Origin of the sequence: Nostoc sp. (assembly GCF_036917435.1) — a bacterium.
Taxonomy (GTDB): domain Bacteria; phylum Cyanobacteriota; class Cyanobacteriia; order Cyanobacteriales; family Nostocaceae; genus Nostoc.
The window spans coordinates 223,632-238,656 of record NZ_JBALDM010000033.1 but is presented as its reverse complement, the minus strand read 5'-3'; the positions used below and the strand labels follow the sequence as shown (position 1 = coordinate 238,656).

Genomic DNA, 15,025 nt, shown 5'->3' with positions numbered 1-15,025 from the left:
ACCCTGCTTTTACTATGTAAAACCTGTCCCTCTCCTTACTAAGGAGAGGGATGTCTTTTCTTGACAGGGTGAGGTTTTGGAGGACTTTTGGGTAATCGGATAACTTGTGTGTAAACCGTAGACAAGAGAAGGGGAGTGAGATTTAAAGTCTGTCAGAGTGAAAAGATTAACAGCAGGATTTAGTAGACTACTTGCCACCAACCGAAGGTTGGGCCAATGAAACGGATAGTTGCCCATCCTACAACCATAAGACCAATACCTATCCAGGCACCACGAGTTGTCCAAGTGACAAATTGTTCGCCTTGAGTTTTTGTGATGGGAACCCAAGGCAAGATGCGAGTTTCTTGACCGTATGTTTCCCCTTCTGTGGTTTTACGACGCTTTGCTTCACCCATAATCAGCAACTCAAATTTTATTTAGGTTCTAAATTTATCTTGCCAGGAATCATGGCTATAGACAATTAAGGCATTGGGAATTGGGCATGGGGCATTGGGCATTAGCAAATTACTTTAAGCGGAATTTTCTTCATTGGTGTTAGAAAATAGACTGGGATCGAGATAGTTGATGCGGGCGAGAGGACTTAAGGCGGTGAGGATTTGAGCGCCGTAACTGCGATTAACTACACGACTATCAAGTAAAGCAACAATGCCTTGACTTTCTCGGACTGGCGCGATCGCTCTTTGTAATTCATTTAAGGCTGCTGGCAATAAATATAAACGAAACCAATCTTGATGCGATCGCTTATAAAGAGCTACCCTACCTGCTACTAGGGGATTTTCTAAAGATGGTAAAGGTAAAGTAGCAATAATTAACAGATGGGGTGCTGGCAAAACTCGCTGATGTTCTCGCCAAAATTCCCAACCGCTAATCAAAATACCATTTTCATCTAAACAAGTTTTTTCTACCTGCACCCGCGAACCAAATTCTGAAGCCAATATTGTCGCCACTTGAGCTTTGAGTGGTACATCCCCCACCAAAACAACAGTTAACCCTGGTGCTGTAGCACTTAGACAAACCAGTGTGCGGACTTTATGAATAAATGCCGCTTGAAATTCTGGCGTGTTCGGTAGAGGCAATTTATAGGGTACATACAGTTGAATTGCTTCCGCTTGACTCTCTGAAGAAAATTTTAGGCAAGTTAAATCTTCTAAACCAAGGCGCTGGCGAAAAAGAGGAGCTTCAGTCTCCGGTTCTATGGCGCTGCCAATTAAAACTACTGGTTGTCGCTGCCACAAGGGTGAGAGAATTTCCCTTAATTCCATTGGGGCGTAGTGCAAAGAAAATAAACCTTGTCTATGGGCTATAGTCGCCCAGAAGAGGGGAGGGGGGGATGAGGGAGATGGGCGGGAAAGATTTTTGTTGAGGGTTTGAAGTTGTTGCCAAAAATGTTTCCAAGTATCTGGGAGGTTTGCTTGATCTAAAACAGTATAAAGATGGCTTAAAATCTCTATTTCTGGTTGGGAAATTAGATAGCACTGATATGGATTAACAGGATGCTGAAGAAGTTCGTGTGTTAGTTGTGTCCTTGCTTCGCTAATTGCTTCAGCTTCATTTGGACAAGCCAGCATGAGTTCATCCCAATCATGGGGTTGAATATCTTGGGTAAGTTGATCGCGTACCCAATCTTCGAGATCGTCAACTCCATCAATAATTGTCGGGATGCCTGGGGGAAAGCGATCGCCACCAGCAAATTGTCCTCTTAACCAAGCTTCTGGGGAGGTTAACAGTAGCCCTTGGAACTCAGCACCAGGCCAAGCGTCACCTGTTCTAATCGATTTGTTGGCTGGTAGCCATTGCTGTAGACGGGGAATTTCTACCCGCAGTAGAAGTTGTTGCACAGCTTCTTGAGCAACAATAATTACAGGGCCATGCCACATTAGGGCTGATGCTACGAAACTGGTGCGATACCGCCCTTGATAGCCACAAACCGCTCCTACTTGAATTAGGGCACTACGTCCCAGACGCAAGGCGCGTGCTACCAACCGTGCCATCGTCAAATGATGGGGCCAGGAAGGGAACCCTGCTTGCGATCGCAAAAAGTTATGTAGTGACAAATGAACTTCTGCCTCAATCACACGCTTTTAATTCCATACAAAGTGACTTTTATCTTCCAATTGCCCCATTTCTATTATGTTGTCCTTTGTCATTAGTCATTTGTCCTTTGCCCAATTCCCAATTTCCTAAATTATGCCAACTTACACAGGAATTTCTAGCGAAGCCTTCAGGCATCCACTAGATCGCCAAGCCGAGCAAGCTTTACGCAATTTACCGGGATTTGATTTAATCGCTCGTAAATTTGTGGAATTTATCTACGAACGCCCTCAATTAGTCTATCTAATGGGTAACACTATCCAAGTCGGGCCGCGTCAGTATTCCACTATTTACCAGATGCTTCGGGAATGCGTCCGAGATTTGGACATTTACCCAGAACCTGCACTGTTTGTCTCACAAGATCCCCAAGCGAATAGCTATGCCTTGGGGCAAGAGAATCCTTACATAGTAATAAATACAGGGTTACTAGACTTACTAGACGAAGCTGAGATTCGGGTGGTGCTAGCCCATGAACTGGGGCATATTAAATGTGGTCATACTATTTTAATTCAAATGGCGATGTGGGCGATGAGTGCTGCTTCCGCCTTGGGAGAATTGACTTTCGGCCTCGGTAATCTTGTAACACAAGGCTTGATTTATGCCTTTTTTGAGTGGCGGCGCAAAGCCGAGTTATCGTCAGATCGCGCCGCGCTACTAGTGATGGATGACTTGAATCCCGTGATGTCAACGATGATGAAACTCTCTGGTGGTAGTATCAAATATGCCAATGAATGCAGTTTACAAGAGTTTATTAAACAGTCAGAAAATTATCAGGCACTGGATGAAGATGGACTGAATCAGATATATAAATTCTTGATTTACAATGGCGCTCAGGGTACGATGTTGAGCCATCCTTTCCCAGTGGAACGGCTGCATTACTTACGGGCGTGGGCAGTATCCGAAGAATACCAGCAAATTCGCCGAGGAAATTATCAGCGATCGCCTGCTTCCGGCTCAGTTAATGTTGCAGCAGAATCTTCTGCAAATGAAACAGATAATTTGCGCCGTCAAATTGAGGAATTACAACGGGAAATTGACAGAATGAAAAGACCTGATAATAATTCGTAATTCGTAATTAAGGGGCAATAACCCTACGGCGGGCACTTGCACAAGTCTCAGAGTTGAGGTTTTCGGCATTAGGGACTTCCAACCTTTAGCTACTTGACAAGTTTCTATTTTTCTTAACTTGACACCAATGGCAAGATGCCCACCCCACAATCATCAATAGTTGGATATTTTTTTATTTGGAAGTCCCTAAACTCTATTATGACAAAGCACCTAACAACGCCTGCTTAAACTCGGCTGCACTCTTAAAGTGGATTTCTGGCTTATCAACTAACGCCAAATCAATCACCTGTGCGAGTGGTTGCTTAATTGTCGCATCTCGTTCCCGAATTGGTATAGGTTCATTTTGTAAAACTGCCAGAAAGGGATCGCCTGTGAAGTCGCGGGGGAAACTACCTGTTAACATATTGTATAGACAAGCCGCAACTGCCCAAATATCTACTTCCGGTTGGGCATATTTAAAGTTAAGCACCTGCTGTCGAGGCATAAAAACGGGAGTACCAGCTTGAGTACCAGTCAAAGTTTGGCCACTTAAACCGGCCAAATCAAATGCCTTAGATAAGCCATAATCACCGATTTTAGCAACCAGTTTTCCATCAATATTAGTAAGGAAAATATTACTCGGTTTTAGGTCGCGGTGGACTATACCCTTACCTTTGCCAAACTTCCCATCAGCCAGTTTGACATAAGGAATCTCAACATTGTGGGCATATTGCAAACCGTCTAAAATTTGAAGAATAATCGGTACAGCAATCTCAATAGACAATCGCCCACCTAGTTGCTGCATGAAATCCCATACAGTACCGCCCTCACAATACTCCATTGTAAAAAAGAAGATGATTTCCGAGTAGCCGCAATCCATCAGTTGCACTACGTGAGGATGTTGCAATGCCTTGGTGTTTTCCGTCTCCCGGAGAAACATCTGCACGGCGAATTCATTTGCTGCCACTGCTGGTAACATTACCTTTAGGGCTATGAATTTGCCAGACTGATTATGCTGTGCTAAATAAACTTCTCCGAATTCACTACTGCTGAGGAGTTTGACAAGATTATAACCACTAATTGCTTTGAAATTGCGATCGCCATCTTCAGCCAACTTCAGGAAGTGTGTAATGATTTCCAAAAAATAAGGCTGTTGTACTGGGTTATCGTTGACAGGAACATTGTTAGGAATCAGATTCGACGGATTTTTCTCTTCCTGGTATGCTTCAATACTAACTTTAAAGACAGTGTGACCTAGATTGATTTCGTCGCCCGTTTGTAAATCATATTCTGGAAACTGAAGATTTGCGGCTTCTTCGACCGTTTGATATGGTTGCCGTTGTCCGATATTTTTACCATTAATGTAAGTGCCATTTTTGCTACCAAAGTCCCGCACCCGAATATTAGGGGGATTGATATCCAGCAGACAGTGATAGCGGGAAATACCCCAATGATTCTCATCATCTGGTAACTGGGGATTGCAATCTGGACTTCTGCCGATAATACAGCTAGTGCGGTAGTCAAAAATATATTGCTGTCCTAATAATTGTCCCTGAATGACGGTGAGGATGATTTTATCTGGCATCTGAAATATAGAAAATTAATGCCCACGATCATAACTTACATGTATTAGATATAACAATATTTACTCATACGTAGCCCCCTCTGCCTCCTTCTACAAATCTTTATGGGAAAGAAAACACCCACAACCCCACATGAAACCATGATGAGGGAGAGGGAGATGTCCATAAGGTGCATTTAAATTCCAAGTACACAGGTGTCTGGAGTATAATACCCATTCTCCATTTTTTTTCCAACCGACGCGATCGGCAAAAGCCTCCCAAACTTTTTTATCGTAATTTCTATTCCCACCCATACTTTGATGAATGCGCTTTTGTATCGAAAAACCAAAACGCCCGTTGCTGTATTTTATCCACAACTTGTCAATGGTACGGATGTCTTCAGAAGGAAAGTTGTCAATATCTTGAGGGCGAAACCAGCCTTCCTTTTCTCTTTTAGGGACTCCTAACATCACTCGTGTCGCTTCTTCATTGGCTTCTTTCCACTCTCCGGCTGCTAGTAAATCTCGCAGTCGGGTGTAATCTATATTTACAGCAGAGATTAACTTAATCTCTGACGATTTTTCTCTAGACTCTGGCACTGATTGTAAACTTTTTTGGAATTGCGATAGCATGTTTTTAAGAATCCCATCTTTTAACCTATCGCTAATTTGAGGATTCAATTGCTTTGGCGATACTAATAATATGGTTTCCTCTGATTCTTCTTTATCTGTTTCCGGCAATTGTTGAGATGACACTAATTGCGGAAACTCTTGGGATTGCAATTCTAAACCTTTGATATTTGCAATTAACTGTTGCCCTTCCTGTTGGCGTGGTTGGGTGCTAGCGATACCCAGCAATTCTCGAAACTCTAACACCGACTGGAGACGTTCTTGAGGTTGCAATACCATCGCTTTCATAATTGCATCATTTACCCTATCGCTAATTTGCGGATTAAATTGCTTTGGTGGTGGTAAAGGTATGCCCTTATCTCTAAAATTTGCAGGAAAAGGTATCTCTTTTGTGAGCAAACTATATAACGTTGCAGCTAAAGCATAAACATCAGTATAATGACCGAAATTACCCTGTCTTTCATACTGTTCAATGGGTGCATAACCATTAGTTCTCTCATTAGTCATGCTCCCCACTTGTCCAATTGTATATTCTCTTGCTAACCCAAAATCAATTAAAACTGCTTCTGATTTGCCACCGCGCAATATAATATTATTGGGTTTGATATCCCGATGCAAAAATCCCTGTTTGTGGACATATTCTAAAGCCTGACCTACTTGGTCAATGAAGCGTAAAGCTTCATCTTCTGACAATTGTCCATGCTGCTCAACATAAACACCTAAATCTTCCCCATCAATATATTCCATTACCATGCCCCAAAGTCCATCTTCTTGGATAACTTCATAGACTTGGACAATATGGGTATGAGTACACCTGGCTAACCGCAGTGCTTCATTGACAAATTTTACCTGTCGCTGCTGAAAGTCTTCTTTACTTTGTTGAATATAGTTGAGGGTTTTGATAACGACTACTTTACCTGTAGGCTGTTCTAAGGCGCTATAGGTGACACCATAGCCACCGCCACCAAGCACTTTTTGTATAATGAATCTTCCGTTGTCCAGATTTTGATTGGGTGTCCAAAGTTTCATTGATTTATAAATTGTAAATATATTCGCGCGATCGCACCTCTACTTTTCGCTTATGGGAAGGGAAAATTCTCCCTCTTTGTGCCAACAGAGTCAGAAGGTGAGGTTGTAACTAAATTCTTCTACTGCTGTTTTAACAGGATGTACTTGTTTTTTCCAATACTGCGAATGGGTATACTCACTCTATGCCTACAGAAAACTTTATGGATATTTTATTTTCTAACTGGCAACACACACTCAAACCCTTTGGTGTTGACCAGATAGCGGCTGAAAAAGCCTTTAATTCCTTGGTTGTAGCTTACTCTACCCCCGATCGCTACTACCATACACTGAAACATATTCATCACGTTCTCAGCACAATTCAGATTTTGCAAGGCTACACTAACAACCTCGCTGCTGTTCAACTAGCTGCCTGGTTTCACGATGTAGTGTACGACACTAAAGCTCAAGATAATGAAGAACGAAGCGCAGACTATGCTTTTGAATTTCTGAGGAATTTAGGTATTCCAGAAAATACTATAAGTATTGTTACACATCTCATTATGAACACTAAAGACCATCAAGCTGCGGTGAATGACTATGATAGCCAAGTTTTACTTGATGCAGATTTAGCGATTTTGGCTGCTAACTCAGTGGATTATTTAGAATACGCCCATGCCATTCGCCAGGAATATGGCTGGGTGGCAGACAAGGATTATATTACAGGTCGTCAGCAGGTTTTAGAACGATTTTTACAGCGATCGCATATCTACTTTACGCCTTTAATGTCAGAGTTCGCCGAACCCTGTGCCCGTGGCAACATCCAGGCAGAAATTAAGTCTTTATTGTCTGGTTAGTTATGAGGAGCGACCAATTATTTTAATTGTTCTATCGTAAATAATATATCGATGCTAAAGGCGGAAGGTTAAGTCTTATAGCCCCTAAGAAACCTCACCCTACTTTTACTCCGTAAAACCTGTCCCTCTCCTTAGTTAAGGTGAGGGATGTCCAATCTTTGACAGGGTAAGGTTTTTCTTTTGTTTTGGGTAGTTCGATGACTTGTACGTACACTGTAGGCTGTAGGAGGGGACAAAAGTCTAAGTTTGGGCACTCGCCTATGAGTACAGAAGCTCAGACTAACCTTCGGGTTCTGCAAAGCAGTACAGCCGTAGGCAAGTCTGAGTAATTCACCGTCTGCCACCGCCACGATAAGGCACTTCAGGCACTTCAGTTTCTTGTAGCTTTCTTTTTGGTGCAAAGACTTCTTGATGTTGTTGCTGCTGAATTTTTTCTTGTGCAAACTTGACACGGGTACGAACTCCAAGATCGGCATCTGTATCAAGCATTTGCTGTAGTTGATTTGTAATCCGCGACTCTTGATCGGGTAAACTGACTGCTATTGCGATCGCTAATATTTCTAAACTCGTCACTGCTGCATAGCGCACTACCCATTCTGGATCTTGAGAAATTAATAATAGCGCCTCTAATACCTGAGTCTGAACAGATTCCACTTTTTCAGGTGGTAGTTGATGCCACTGCAAAGTGCCTAATCCCCTAGTAGCAGCCCGCCGCACACTTAAAGAAAAATCGGTTTTTGCTGCCTCTAACAAGGTATCCAATGCCCGAACATCGCCAATTCCCGCTAAGGCACGAAGTGCCCAAGCCCTAGCACCATAGTTGTAGTCATCAATTAGTTCCAATAGTGGCGATACTGCGGGTTCCCCGATCGCAATTAGTCCATCTACCGCCGCTACCGCCGCCCCTGGATTGTTGTAGCCCAAAGCTGCAATCAGAGTAGGAACAGATTCCTCAATATGTGCTGCTGCTAACTCTTGAACTGCGTCTACTAAACGTTCTGATGAGTCTGCTTCTTGTACAGCACGGATCAATACTGGGGCAAGATCGCTGTTATTCATAATAATTTTTCATGAGTAATTAGCCGTCAGCTAATTGTAGCTTAAGTTATCCGTAGCTGACATCATACATAAACCCCCTAACCCTGATTTTGCAGTTGGGCTGGGGGTTTGTGTGTAGTAAACATTTTATTGTAACGTATTAATAACAACTGATTATCTAGATTTTATAACTACAACAGCGAGTCCATCAGATTAATCACTTTCATTGCGCCTTCTGACAAAGTGCCTGGTGTGGTGTGATTGACTTGATGTTCTAGTAATCCTTTAAGAGAAATGAGCTTGAGGCTATTTTCAGCAAGAGTCTGTGCGATCGCATCTGCCGCAGGTAAATATCCAATGGCTCCCAAATCTGCTAACACTGCTCGACGCAATTGCAATCTCTCACCCGCCAAAGCCTTTACTAACCTTTCTCCGTAAGCTGCCTCTTGGGTTAATTGATACATCGCTCGTGCGGCGGCATATTGTACCAATTCGATTGGATGCTCTAAAAATGGCTTTACCAAAGGGATATACTCAGTTGCCCTTAAGGTTCCCAAGGCTTCTAAAATGGCCTCGTAAGGTTGAGATAAATCAGGTTGCTGTGAGACAAGCTGTTCTCCCTGCAAGCCTACTGTTAATAGCTTGATTAGCGCAGGAATACAAACCGGATCGCCTAACATTTCTAGGGATTGTGCTGCTGCTTCGCGCACATAAAAGTCTGAGCATTCTAAACACGTAATTAAAGGTGATACTGCTTGGCGATCGCTTAGTTTCCCTAATGCCCTAGCTGCATTCCGTCGCAGAGGATATCCGCCTTCTGGTGTCCTGTCGGCTTGATCCTCTAAAGCTTTGATCAGTCCTGTAACCGCAGCTGGTTCACCTATCCGAAACCTACCCAACCACCAGGCAGCATAAAATCGCAAGCCTAAATCTGCACTTTCTAAATTAGCGATCGCTTGCTCTACTGTTAAAGATCCACCGTCGGCATTATCACCTGTCGGTGATAAATCTTCAAATTTCTGTGGACTAGAATTCATTAGGAAGAAGGATGATCGCTCTGTTCGCTATCTGTTTTCGCCTCAGCATTCAATGGTTGAATACTAACTATTTTGCCACCTAAGCGAGTAATCCTCTGCATTTCTTGATTCATCCTGTTCTCAGGCACTGTAAAAAACACAGTGGCACTAGAACGAATGGCATAGTTAGTTTTTTCGGTTTCTTCGCTTTGACGTAAACCTACTACTTCATACCGGAAGTAACGACTACTAGTTCTACTACTAATTTGTCCAAGCATAAATCACTTCCAAATTTCAAGTTTCAAGTTTCAAGTTTTCAATAGTCATTAATTCATAACTAATGACTATTGACCGAACAAGGCAAAAGTAAAAAGTTAAAAGGCAAAAGAAAGAAAAAAATGGTTTCAGAGCAACTAAATTTATTTATGGGGATTATCTTTTTACTTTTTACTTTTTACTTTTTAAACTAAAGTGGTTTCACACTAGCTATTTTACCACCTTGTTTTACTACTCTTTGGAAGTAGGTAGATAGTTCTTCATAAGGTATTACCACCGCTTGATTTACCCGGCGGGTGCTAGGATATCCAGCGCCAAAAACGCCTGCCACTTCAATCCGGTAGAGTCTGCCTTCTTTACCAAATGTTCCCGCACCACCAAAAGTACTGTTGGGGGTAACGCCTTTTTCGGAAGGAACGTATGAAAAACCTGAAGGGCCACCAGATGGAGGAACAACGATAGATGCACTGTTGCGTCCGAGTTCGACAGCAAGACGGGAGGACTTGCCTTTGAGTTGGGAGGTATCGCTACTGGCATAACCGCGATAAAGTTGGAATATCCGGCTAAATCCGACAGTTTTCTGTCCTGTTTGGGTTTTAAAGCCGCGATAGTAAGGCGCTATATTTTCACCAAAGCTCGATTGATACTCTGGCGAATCAATATAAGAATCGATGTCGGCTTCATATCCCTTGTTTTGATACAAGTCTAAGTGATATACCACTTCCGACTCATCATAAGGGGCACGACCCAACAAATGTTTATAGTTCAGTTCGATAACACGAGTTTGGAAATTGTCGTAGAAAAACTTGGTTTTGTACAGTTCTGATTTAGCGACTTGGCGCACAAATTCTTGTACTGTATTTTTCCCATCGCGCAGGATAGATTCAGCACTTTCGAGGCGGTCAGATGCCAATATATAGTTGTTGCCCAACACCTGACGATAGACGGCAAGAATTACTCTCTCTATATCTTCTTTACTTGCATTGGGACGCAATTCTACAGGAGATTGGTCGCTAAAAGGTTCCGTTCCTAGACGGGACGCTGCTGTTGTAATAGCCATTGGTGATTTTCCTTTTGTAATTACTAATTGGGGACTGGGGATTAGGGATAGGCTACTAGGTGTTGAGAAAACTCTTTCCCACTGCCCAGCCGCCACTCCCCAGCCCCCAGTCCCCAGTCCCCAGTTATATTTATACGGCAGTAATGCTAATAACTCTACTGCCTTTGCGATTCAACTGTTGCAATTTACTAGACAGTTGCTCGTAGGGTACGATCAATTCCGCAGTACCACGCCGCACTACAGTTGAGTTGGGGGAAGCTGCTTGTAGCACTCTGATGCGATATGTTTCACCACGACCACCTGTAGAGAGGCCGGTTAAGGCTCCAGCAGAGACTGGATAAATGGGTGAAGCTAGATTTTTAGCGACTTCCCAGGTTAGCCGTCCTTGTTTTTGTCCTTGGGCGCGATCGCTATTGGCATAACCGCGATACAGTTGGAACAGTCGGCCAAATCCAACGTTTTTTAGTCCTACTTGACTCTTAAAGCCTCGATAGTAGGGTACAATATTCTCACCAAAACTCTCTTGATATTCTAATGAGTCAACGTAGGAGTTAATTTCAGCTTCATAACCTTGTGAGTTGTAAAGCTCAACATGGTAAGAAATCTCTGACTCATCTTGTGGGGCACGCCCCAATAAATGCTTATAATTTAACTCGATAAACCGAGTTTGGGAGTTAGAGTGGAAGTACTTATCCCGATAGAGTTCCGATTGAGCAATGGCTTGCACAAATCCCCGAACCGAGATTAAACCTTGTTGCAAAAGTGATTCTGCACTCTCCAGACGCTCTCCTTCTAGGAGGTATGCATTACCTAAAACCTGACGGTAAGCTGCCCGGATAACCACTGCCACATCTGCTTCAGTTCTATCGGGACGTAGTTCTACCAGTGCTGAGTTTTCAAATGCTCCAATCCCTAATCTTGCTGCTTGTCCCAAAGCTGCCATCTTTAAACCTCCTCAGTTTTAACTCCAAAACTGAAAACTTTTAGAAAATTTTTTTTCTAGTCTTTTAACAGTTTTATAAAACTGCCCGGAGAGGTAAGCAACTCATAGAACTCACTTGTCATAAGAGCTGATTTCCTCTCCGGGCTAAAGAAACACTCTAGCTTAGAGTATTGATTACATAATCGATGTAGGAATTTGCTTCAACAGCTGGGTCGCCGCTTAGACCGTGGTTAGCTTTGATGTACTTGAGAGCTTCAATGTACCAGCTAGGAGATAGGTCAAAAGTGCGGTTGATTTCAGCCAAGCCAGAAATCAAGAAATCGTCTAAGGGGCCTGTGCCACCAACAACTAATGCATAAGTGATAATCCGCAAGTAGTAGCCGACATCACGAACGCACTTGCCTTTACCGCGTGCATCAGACGCGAAGTTAGGGCCTTGTTGTTGGGTGGTGTAAGGGAACTTGTTATAAACTGCTTGAGCAGCACCTTCGGTCAAGCGTTGAGCATTAGCGCTCAATGCTTTTGCCGCTTGTAAGCTAGCTGGTGCTTGACGGAAGCGACCAAAAGCAACTTGAATTTCGGTGCTGCTGAGGTAACGACCTTGAGAGTCAGCCGATGCAATTGCTTCAGTTAGAGGTGTTTTTGTCATTTTGGTATTTCCCTTTTACAAACTTTTGGTTGAAATTTTGTTTTGTCCTAATGAATGGACAATTATCTGCCTTAAGCTACGGCTGAAGCAGCACGATCAAAATAGCTAGCGATTTCAGATGCCAAAGCACTGCAATCGCCTCTGGTGATATTGTTTGTATCGTTAACAATTGCCAAGGAAGCTGCTTTCAGCTTTTGAATACCAACAGCAACTGAAGCTCCAGGGGTTCCCAATGCTAAGTAGGTTTCACGCAAGCCGTTGAGGGCACGGTCATCTAGAACACTGGAATCGCCAGCAAAGATTGCGTAGGTGATGTAGCGAAGAATGATGTCCAAGTCTCTGATGCAAGCAGCAGCGCGACGGCTGGTGTAAGCATTACCACCGGGAGTGATCAATTGGGGCTGTTCTGCCCACAAATCACGAGCCGCAGCAGCAACTAGAGCGGAAGCATTGCTGGTAATCCGGTTAACAGCATCTGCACGCTTGTTACCATCTTTTACTAGTTCGCTCAATGCATCCAATTGTGCATCGGAGAGGTATTCCCCACGTGTGTCAGCTTGGGAAACTACTTTTGCAAATGCATCTAAAACCATTGCGTTAAATCTCCTAATTTGCTTGGTTAAGAATAATTGGACTCAAAACTGAATATTTCAGTTTTTTTGATGTCAGCACTGCCTGACGAGTTACGAAAGGTTTAAAACAGACATCCACGAAATAAGTTTACGATCTCCAGGCTTTCAGATTAAAACTTTTGTTAAAAAACTTCAAACTTCTGTGAACGACTGGAAAACCTGATTAAGATGTTGTTTTTTACTTCCAAGTTCTCTTTATACAACGATGCCGCATCATTATTTATTACAAATTATTGTTATGTTTGTTAATTTTGTTTACACAAGTTAACATTCTGCATTAATTCCTCTACATACCATAAAAAGAGGACAATTTGTTTCTGGAAAATCTCTAAAAGAATGCGTAAGCGTAGCCCGGCGCAGGCATCGCACTCTTAACTTGTGTAGTATTGGCTACTTGCTTGTTTTTGCCAATGACACATAATATAGTATATCTGCGTTTGCATTACAGGCATGGGTTCAGGGACTTCCAGGAAATAAATTATCCAAAAGAACGAACCACGGAGGCGCAGAGAACGCAGAGAGAAGAGAAATAGAGAAGATTTTTTGTCAGTTTTGGGATATTTTTTTACTCAGCACTCAGCACTCTTTATATAAGTCTGTGGTGCGATCGCTCTAGTCGTTTTGAGTCTCAACTACAACAATATTCACCTTGCAACTATGTCAAAAATTAGAAAACTCATAGATGCTTAGACACTAAATATAGCCATTTATGGTATAGAAATGTATAGAATCTTGTAAAGATATAAAATATAGTTGTTAAATGCACACATTTCTAGCTTCTTCCTCAATGCAGCTGTCTGTACCACCAAATCACTTTCAGCCAATGAAGATTGTCGCACTGGGGGACAGCTTAATTTATGGATTTGGCGATCCCGAAAAGGGAGGCTGGATTGAGCAACTAAGACGATGGTGGATGTTGCCGGATAGCCCCGGTCATATTCTTTATAATTTAGGGGTAAGAGGCGATCGCACGCAACAAGTAGCACAAAGACTAGAAGTTGAATTTCGCCATCGTGGTGAACTGCGAAATCGTGTCCCCGACTTGATTATTTTATCTGTAGGCGTGAATGACTCAGCGCGGTTGGCGCGTCCTGATGGCCGAAGTTACACAGATTTCACCCTATTTGAAAAAGAAATTGCAACTCTTTTAGATTTAGCACAGCAACTCTGTCCTGTATTATTTGTGGGTATGGTGCCAGTAGATGAAGCCAAAATGCCATTTTTGGATTGTTTTTACTATAATCATGCCGATCAGTACCGCTACAAAGAAGCAACTCGAATTGCTTGCACCAAAAGGCAGATTCCCTATTTGGATATTTTTGAGCAGTGGATGGAACGCGGTGAAAATTGGCGGCTCAAACACTTGAGTGAAGATGGTCTTCATCCCAATCCACTTGGTTATCAAGTTTTGTTAGAAGATGTGATAAATTGGGATGCGATACATTCAGTAAGCTTTGCCAATGCAGCTTACTATTCTCAATTTAATTATCATCTTAAACCATCTTAATAATATAGATATCTTGGTGCTTTCGCGTTGCCTGTATCCTTGTATTTGCCATATTAACAAAAAGCACCACAATCGTGTTAAATTTTCAATGAAAGTAGACGTAACATTCTTTCATAATCAATCTATAAAAACTCTAACAGATGCGATTAATCGCGTCTCCTCACTCTGATGACACCAACTTTATTTGGTCGTTGGCAAACTCGATTATTATTACTTGCAACAGTGGGCGGACTCGTATCTTTACCTTTTGCAATGGGTTGGATTGGCCCTGGTGCTAACTCGGTTTATTTCTGGATACTTGCCTATGTCGCAATATTTGGCTTAGGTTGGGATGTGCTTTATAACTATCTCCAAAAATCTCGCTGGGATAGGGATTGGCCCGCAGCTTATCAACTCTTAGCAGGGATATGGGAATTAGTATTTGTATTTTGTGGAGTAAAATTGTTTGGTTTTTTACCAATACCTTTACCCAAAGAAGAATTACCGTTAGCAGTTTTTTTATTGCACTATAGCGTTGTGTGGCTAGCAGTATTTATTAGTTCACAAAGCCTGATGCGGATTATATTTATTCGTTGGCGTTTCCGGGGCGGAGAGTTGTTGTAACATCACAAAAAGGTTTAATTGGTGCAACCGATTAAGTAAAGATTATAAAATCCTGCTTAATACAATATAAACATTCACTGATATCCCCATAATTCATTTAATGCTCAAGC

Annotated in this window: 15 protein-coding genes; 4 read left to right on the top strand and 11 right to left on the bottom strand. The window is 42.4% G+C overall.

Annotated features, from left to right (window positions below; genetic code table 11):
• Positions 1 to 179: 179 nt before the first annotated feature.
• Positions 180 to 395: a DUF2839 domain-containing protein gene (locus V7K98_RS15575; protein WP_335023258.1), complete on the bottom strand. Its 216-nt coding sequence runs from the start codon at positions 393 to 395 to the stop codon at positions 180 to 182.
• Positions 396 to 509: 114 nt separating this feature from the next.
• Positions 510 to 2,075: an ATP-dependent DNA helicase gene (locus V7K98_RS15570; protein WP_335023256.1), complete on the bottom strand. Its 1,566-nt coding sequence runs from the start codon at positions 2,073 to 2,075 to the stop codon at positions 510 to 512.
• Between the two features lie 112 nt (positions 2,076 to 2,187).
• Between V7K98_RS15570 and V7K98_RS15565 the strand changes: the two genes are divergently transcribed.
• Entirely contained in the window at positions 2,188 to 3,159 is a 972-nt protein-coding gene (locus V7K98_RS15565) for a M48 family metallopeptidase (RefSeq protein WP_335023254.1), read from the top strand.
• A gap of 196 nt (positions 3,160 to 3,355) precedes the next feature.
• On the opposite strand, the gene V7K98_RS15560 is transcribed toward V7K98_RS15565, so the two are convergent.
• Together V7K98_RS15560 and V7K98_RS15555 are read right to left on the bottom strand one after the other, a co-directional pair.
• Positions 3,356 to 4,723, bottom strand: a complete 1,368-nt coding sequence (locus V7K98_RS15560; RefSeq protein WP_335023253.1) for a protein kinase domain-containing protein — start codon at positions 4,721 to 4,723, stop codon at positions 3,356 to 3,358.
• A gap of 90 nt (positions 4,724 to 4,813) precedes the next feature.
• Positions 4,814 to 6,358 carry a serine/threonine-protein kinase gene (locus V7K98_RS15555; protein ID WP_335023251.1) on the bottom strand — a complete coding sequence of 515 codons (1,545 nt, stop codon included), beginning with the start codon at positions 6,356 to 6,358 and terminating at the stop codon, positions 4,814 to 4,816.
• A 182-nt stretch (positions 6,359 to 6,540) separates the two neighbouring features.
• Between V7K98_RS15555 and V7K98_RS15550 the strand changes: the two genes are divergently transcribed.
• Positions 6,541 to 7,191: an HD domain-containing protein gene (locus V7K98_RS15550; protein ID WP_335023249.1), complete on the top strand. Its 651-nt coding sequence runs from the start codon at positions 6,541 to 6,543 to the stop codon at positions 7,189 to 7,191.
• Between the two features lie 330 nt (positions 7,192 to 7,521).
• Here the strand turns inward: V7K98_RS15550 and V7K98_RS15545 are convergent, their stop codons facing one another.
• From V7K98_RS15545 to V7K98_RS15515, 7 genes are all read right to left on the bottom strand, one after another.
• Positions 7,522 to 8,250, bottom strand: coding sequence for a HEAT repeat domain-containing protein (locus tag V7K98_RS15545; protein WP_335023247.1), 729 nt, complete (start codon positions 8,248 to 8,250; stop codon positions 7,522 to 7,524).
• Between the two features lie 170 nt (positions 8,251 to 8,420).
• Positions 8,421 to 9,266, bottom strand: coding sequence for a HEAT repeat domain-containing protein (locus V7K98_RS15540; protein WP_335023245.1), 846 nt, complete (start codon positions 9,264 to 9,266; stop codon positions 8,421 to 8,423).
• Positions 9,266 to 9,523 (bottom strand): phycobilisome linker polypeptide, encoded by a 258-nt coding sequence (locus V7K98_RS15535; protein ID WP_335023243.1) that lies wholly within the window; start codon positions 9,521 to 9,523, stop codon positions 9,266 to 9,268. Before V7K98_RS15535 ends, V7K98_RS15540 begins: the two co-directional genes overlap by 1 nt.
• A gap of 188 nt (positions 9,524 to 9,711) precedes the next feature.
• Positions 9,712 to 10,581, bottom strand: a complete 870-nt coding sequence (locus V7K98_RS15530) for a phycobilisome linker polypeptide (protein WP_335023241.1) — start codon at positions 10,579 to 10,581, stop codon at positions 9,712 to 9,714.
• A gap of 130 nt (positions 10,582 to 10,711) precedes the next feature.
• Positions 10,712 to 11,524 (bottom strand): phycobilisome linker polypeptide, encoded by an 813-nt coding sequence (locus V7K98_RS15525; protein ID WP_335023239.1) that lies wholly within the window; start codon positions 11,522 to 11,524, stop codon positions 10,712 to 10,714.
• Between the two features lie 157 nt (positions 11,525 to 11,681).
• Positions 11,682 to 12,173, bottom strand: a complete 492-nt coding sequence (gene cpcA, locus V7K98_RS15520) for a phycocyanin subunit alpha (protein ID WP_012411562.1) — start codon at positions 12,171 to 12,173, stop codon at positions 11,682 to 11,684.
• Positions 12,174 to 12,244: 71 nt separating this feature from the next.
• Positions 12,245 to 12,766, bottom strand: coding sequence for a phycocyanin subunit beta (locus V7K98_RS15515; RefSeq protein WP_094328475.1), 522 nt, complete (start codon positions 12,764 to 12,766; stop codon positions 12,245 to 12,247).
• Between the two features lie 799 nt (positions 12,767 to 13,565).
• On the opposite strand from V7K98_RS15515, the gene V7K98_RS15510 reads away from it, so the two are divergent.
• On the top strand, positions 13,566 to 14,312 hold the full coding sequence (locus V7K98_RS15510; protein WP_335023237.1) for a GDSL-type esterase/lipase family protein: 747 nt from the start codon (positions 13,566 to 13,568) through the stop codon (positions 14,310 to 14,312).
• A 168-nt stretch (positions 14,313 to 14,480) separates the two neighbouring features.
• Positions 14,481 to 14,915: a hypothetical protein gene (locus V7K98_RS15505; protein WP_335023235.1), complete on the top strand. Its 435-nt coding sequence runs from the start codon at positions 14,481 to 14,483 to the stop codon at positions 14,913 to 14,915.
• Positions 14,916 to 15,025: the final 110 nt, after the last annotated feature.

Coding starts and splice junctions, on each gene's coding strand:
- V7K98_RS15575 (WP_335023258.1), bottom strand. CDS start 395: ATGGGTGAAGCAAAGCGTCGTAAAACCACAGAAGGGGAAACATACGGT.
- cpcA (WP_012411562.1), bottom strand. CDS start 12,173: ATGACAAAAACACCTCTAACTGAAGCAATTGCATCGGCTGACTCTCAA.
- V7K98_RS15550 (WP_335023249.1), top strand. CDS start 6,541: ATGCCTACAGAAAACTTTATGGATATTTTATTTTCTAACTGGCAACAC.
- V7K98_RS15535 (WP_335023243.1), bottom strand. CDS start 9,523: ATGCTTGGACAAATTAGTAGTAGAACTAGTAGTCGTTACTTCCGGTAT.
- V7K98_RS15530 (WP_335023241.1), bottom strand. CDS start 10,581: ATGGCTATTACAACAGCAGCGTCCCGTCTAGGAACGGAACCTTTTAGC.
- V7K98_RS15505 (WP_335023235.1), top strand. CDS start 14,481: ATGACACCAACTTTATTTGGTCGTTGGCAAACTCGATTATTATTACTT.
- V7K98_RS15525 (WP_335023239.1), bottom strand. CDS start 11,524: ATGGCAGCTTTGGGACAAGCAGCAAGATTAGGGATTGGAGCATTTGAA.
- V7K98_RS15545 (WP_335023247.1), bottom strand. CDS start 8,250: ATGAATAACAGCGATCTTGCCCCAGTATTGATCCGTGCTGTACAAGAA.
- V7K98_RS15565 (WP_335023254.1), top strand. CDS start 2,188: ATGCCAACTTACACAGGAATTTCTAGCGAAGCCTTCAGGCATCCACTA.
- V7K98_RS15560 (WP_335023253.1), bottom strand. CDS start 4,723: ATGCCAGATAAAATCATCCTCACCGTCATTCAGGGACAATTATTAGGA.
- V7K98_RS15555 (WP_335023251.1), bottom strand. CDS start 6,358: ATGAAACTTTGGACACCCAATCAAAATCTGGACAACGGAAGATTCATT.
- V7K98_RS15540 (WP_335023245.1), bottom strand. CDS start 9,266: ATGAATTCTAGTCCACAGAAATTTGAAGATTTATCACCGACAGGTGAT.
- V7K98_RS15510 (WP_335023237.1), top strand. CDS start 13,566: ATGCACACATTTCTAGCTTCTTCCTCAATGCAGCTGTCTGTACCACCA.
- V7K98_RS15515 (WP_094328475.1), bottom strand. CDS start 12,766: ATGGTTTTAGATGCATTTGCAAAAGTAGTTTCCCAAGCTGACACACGT.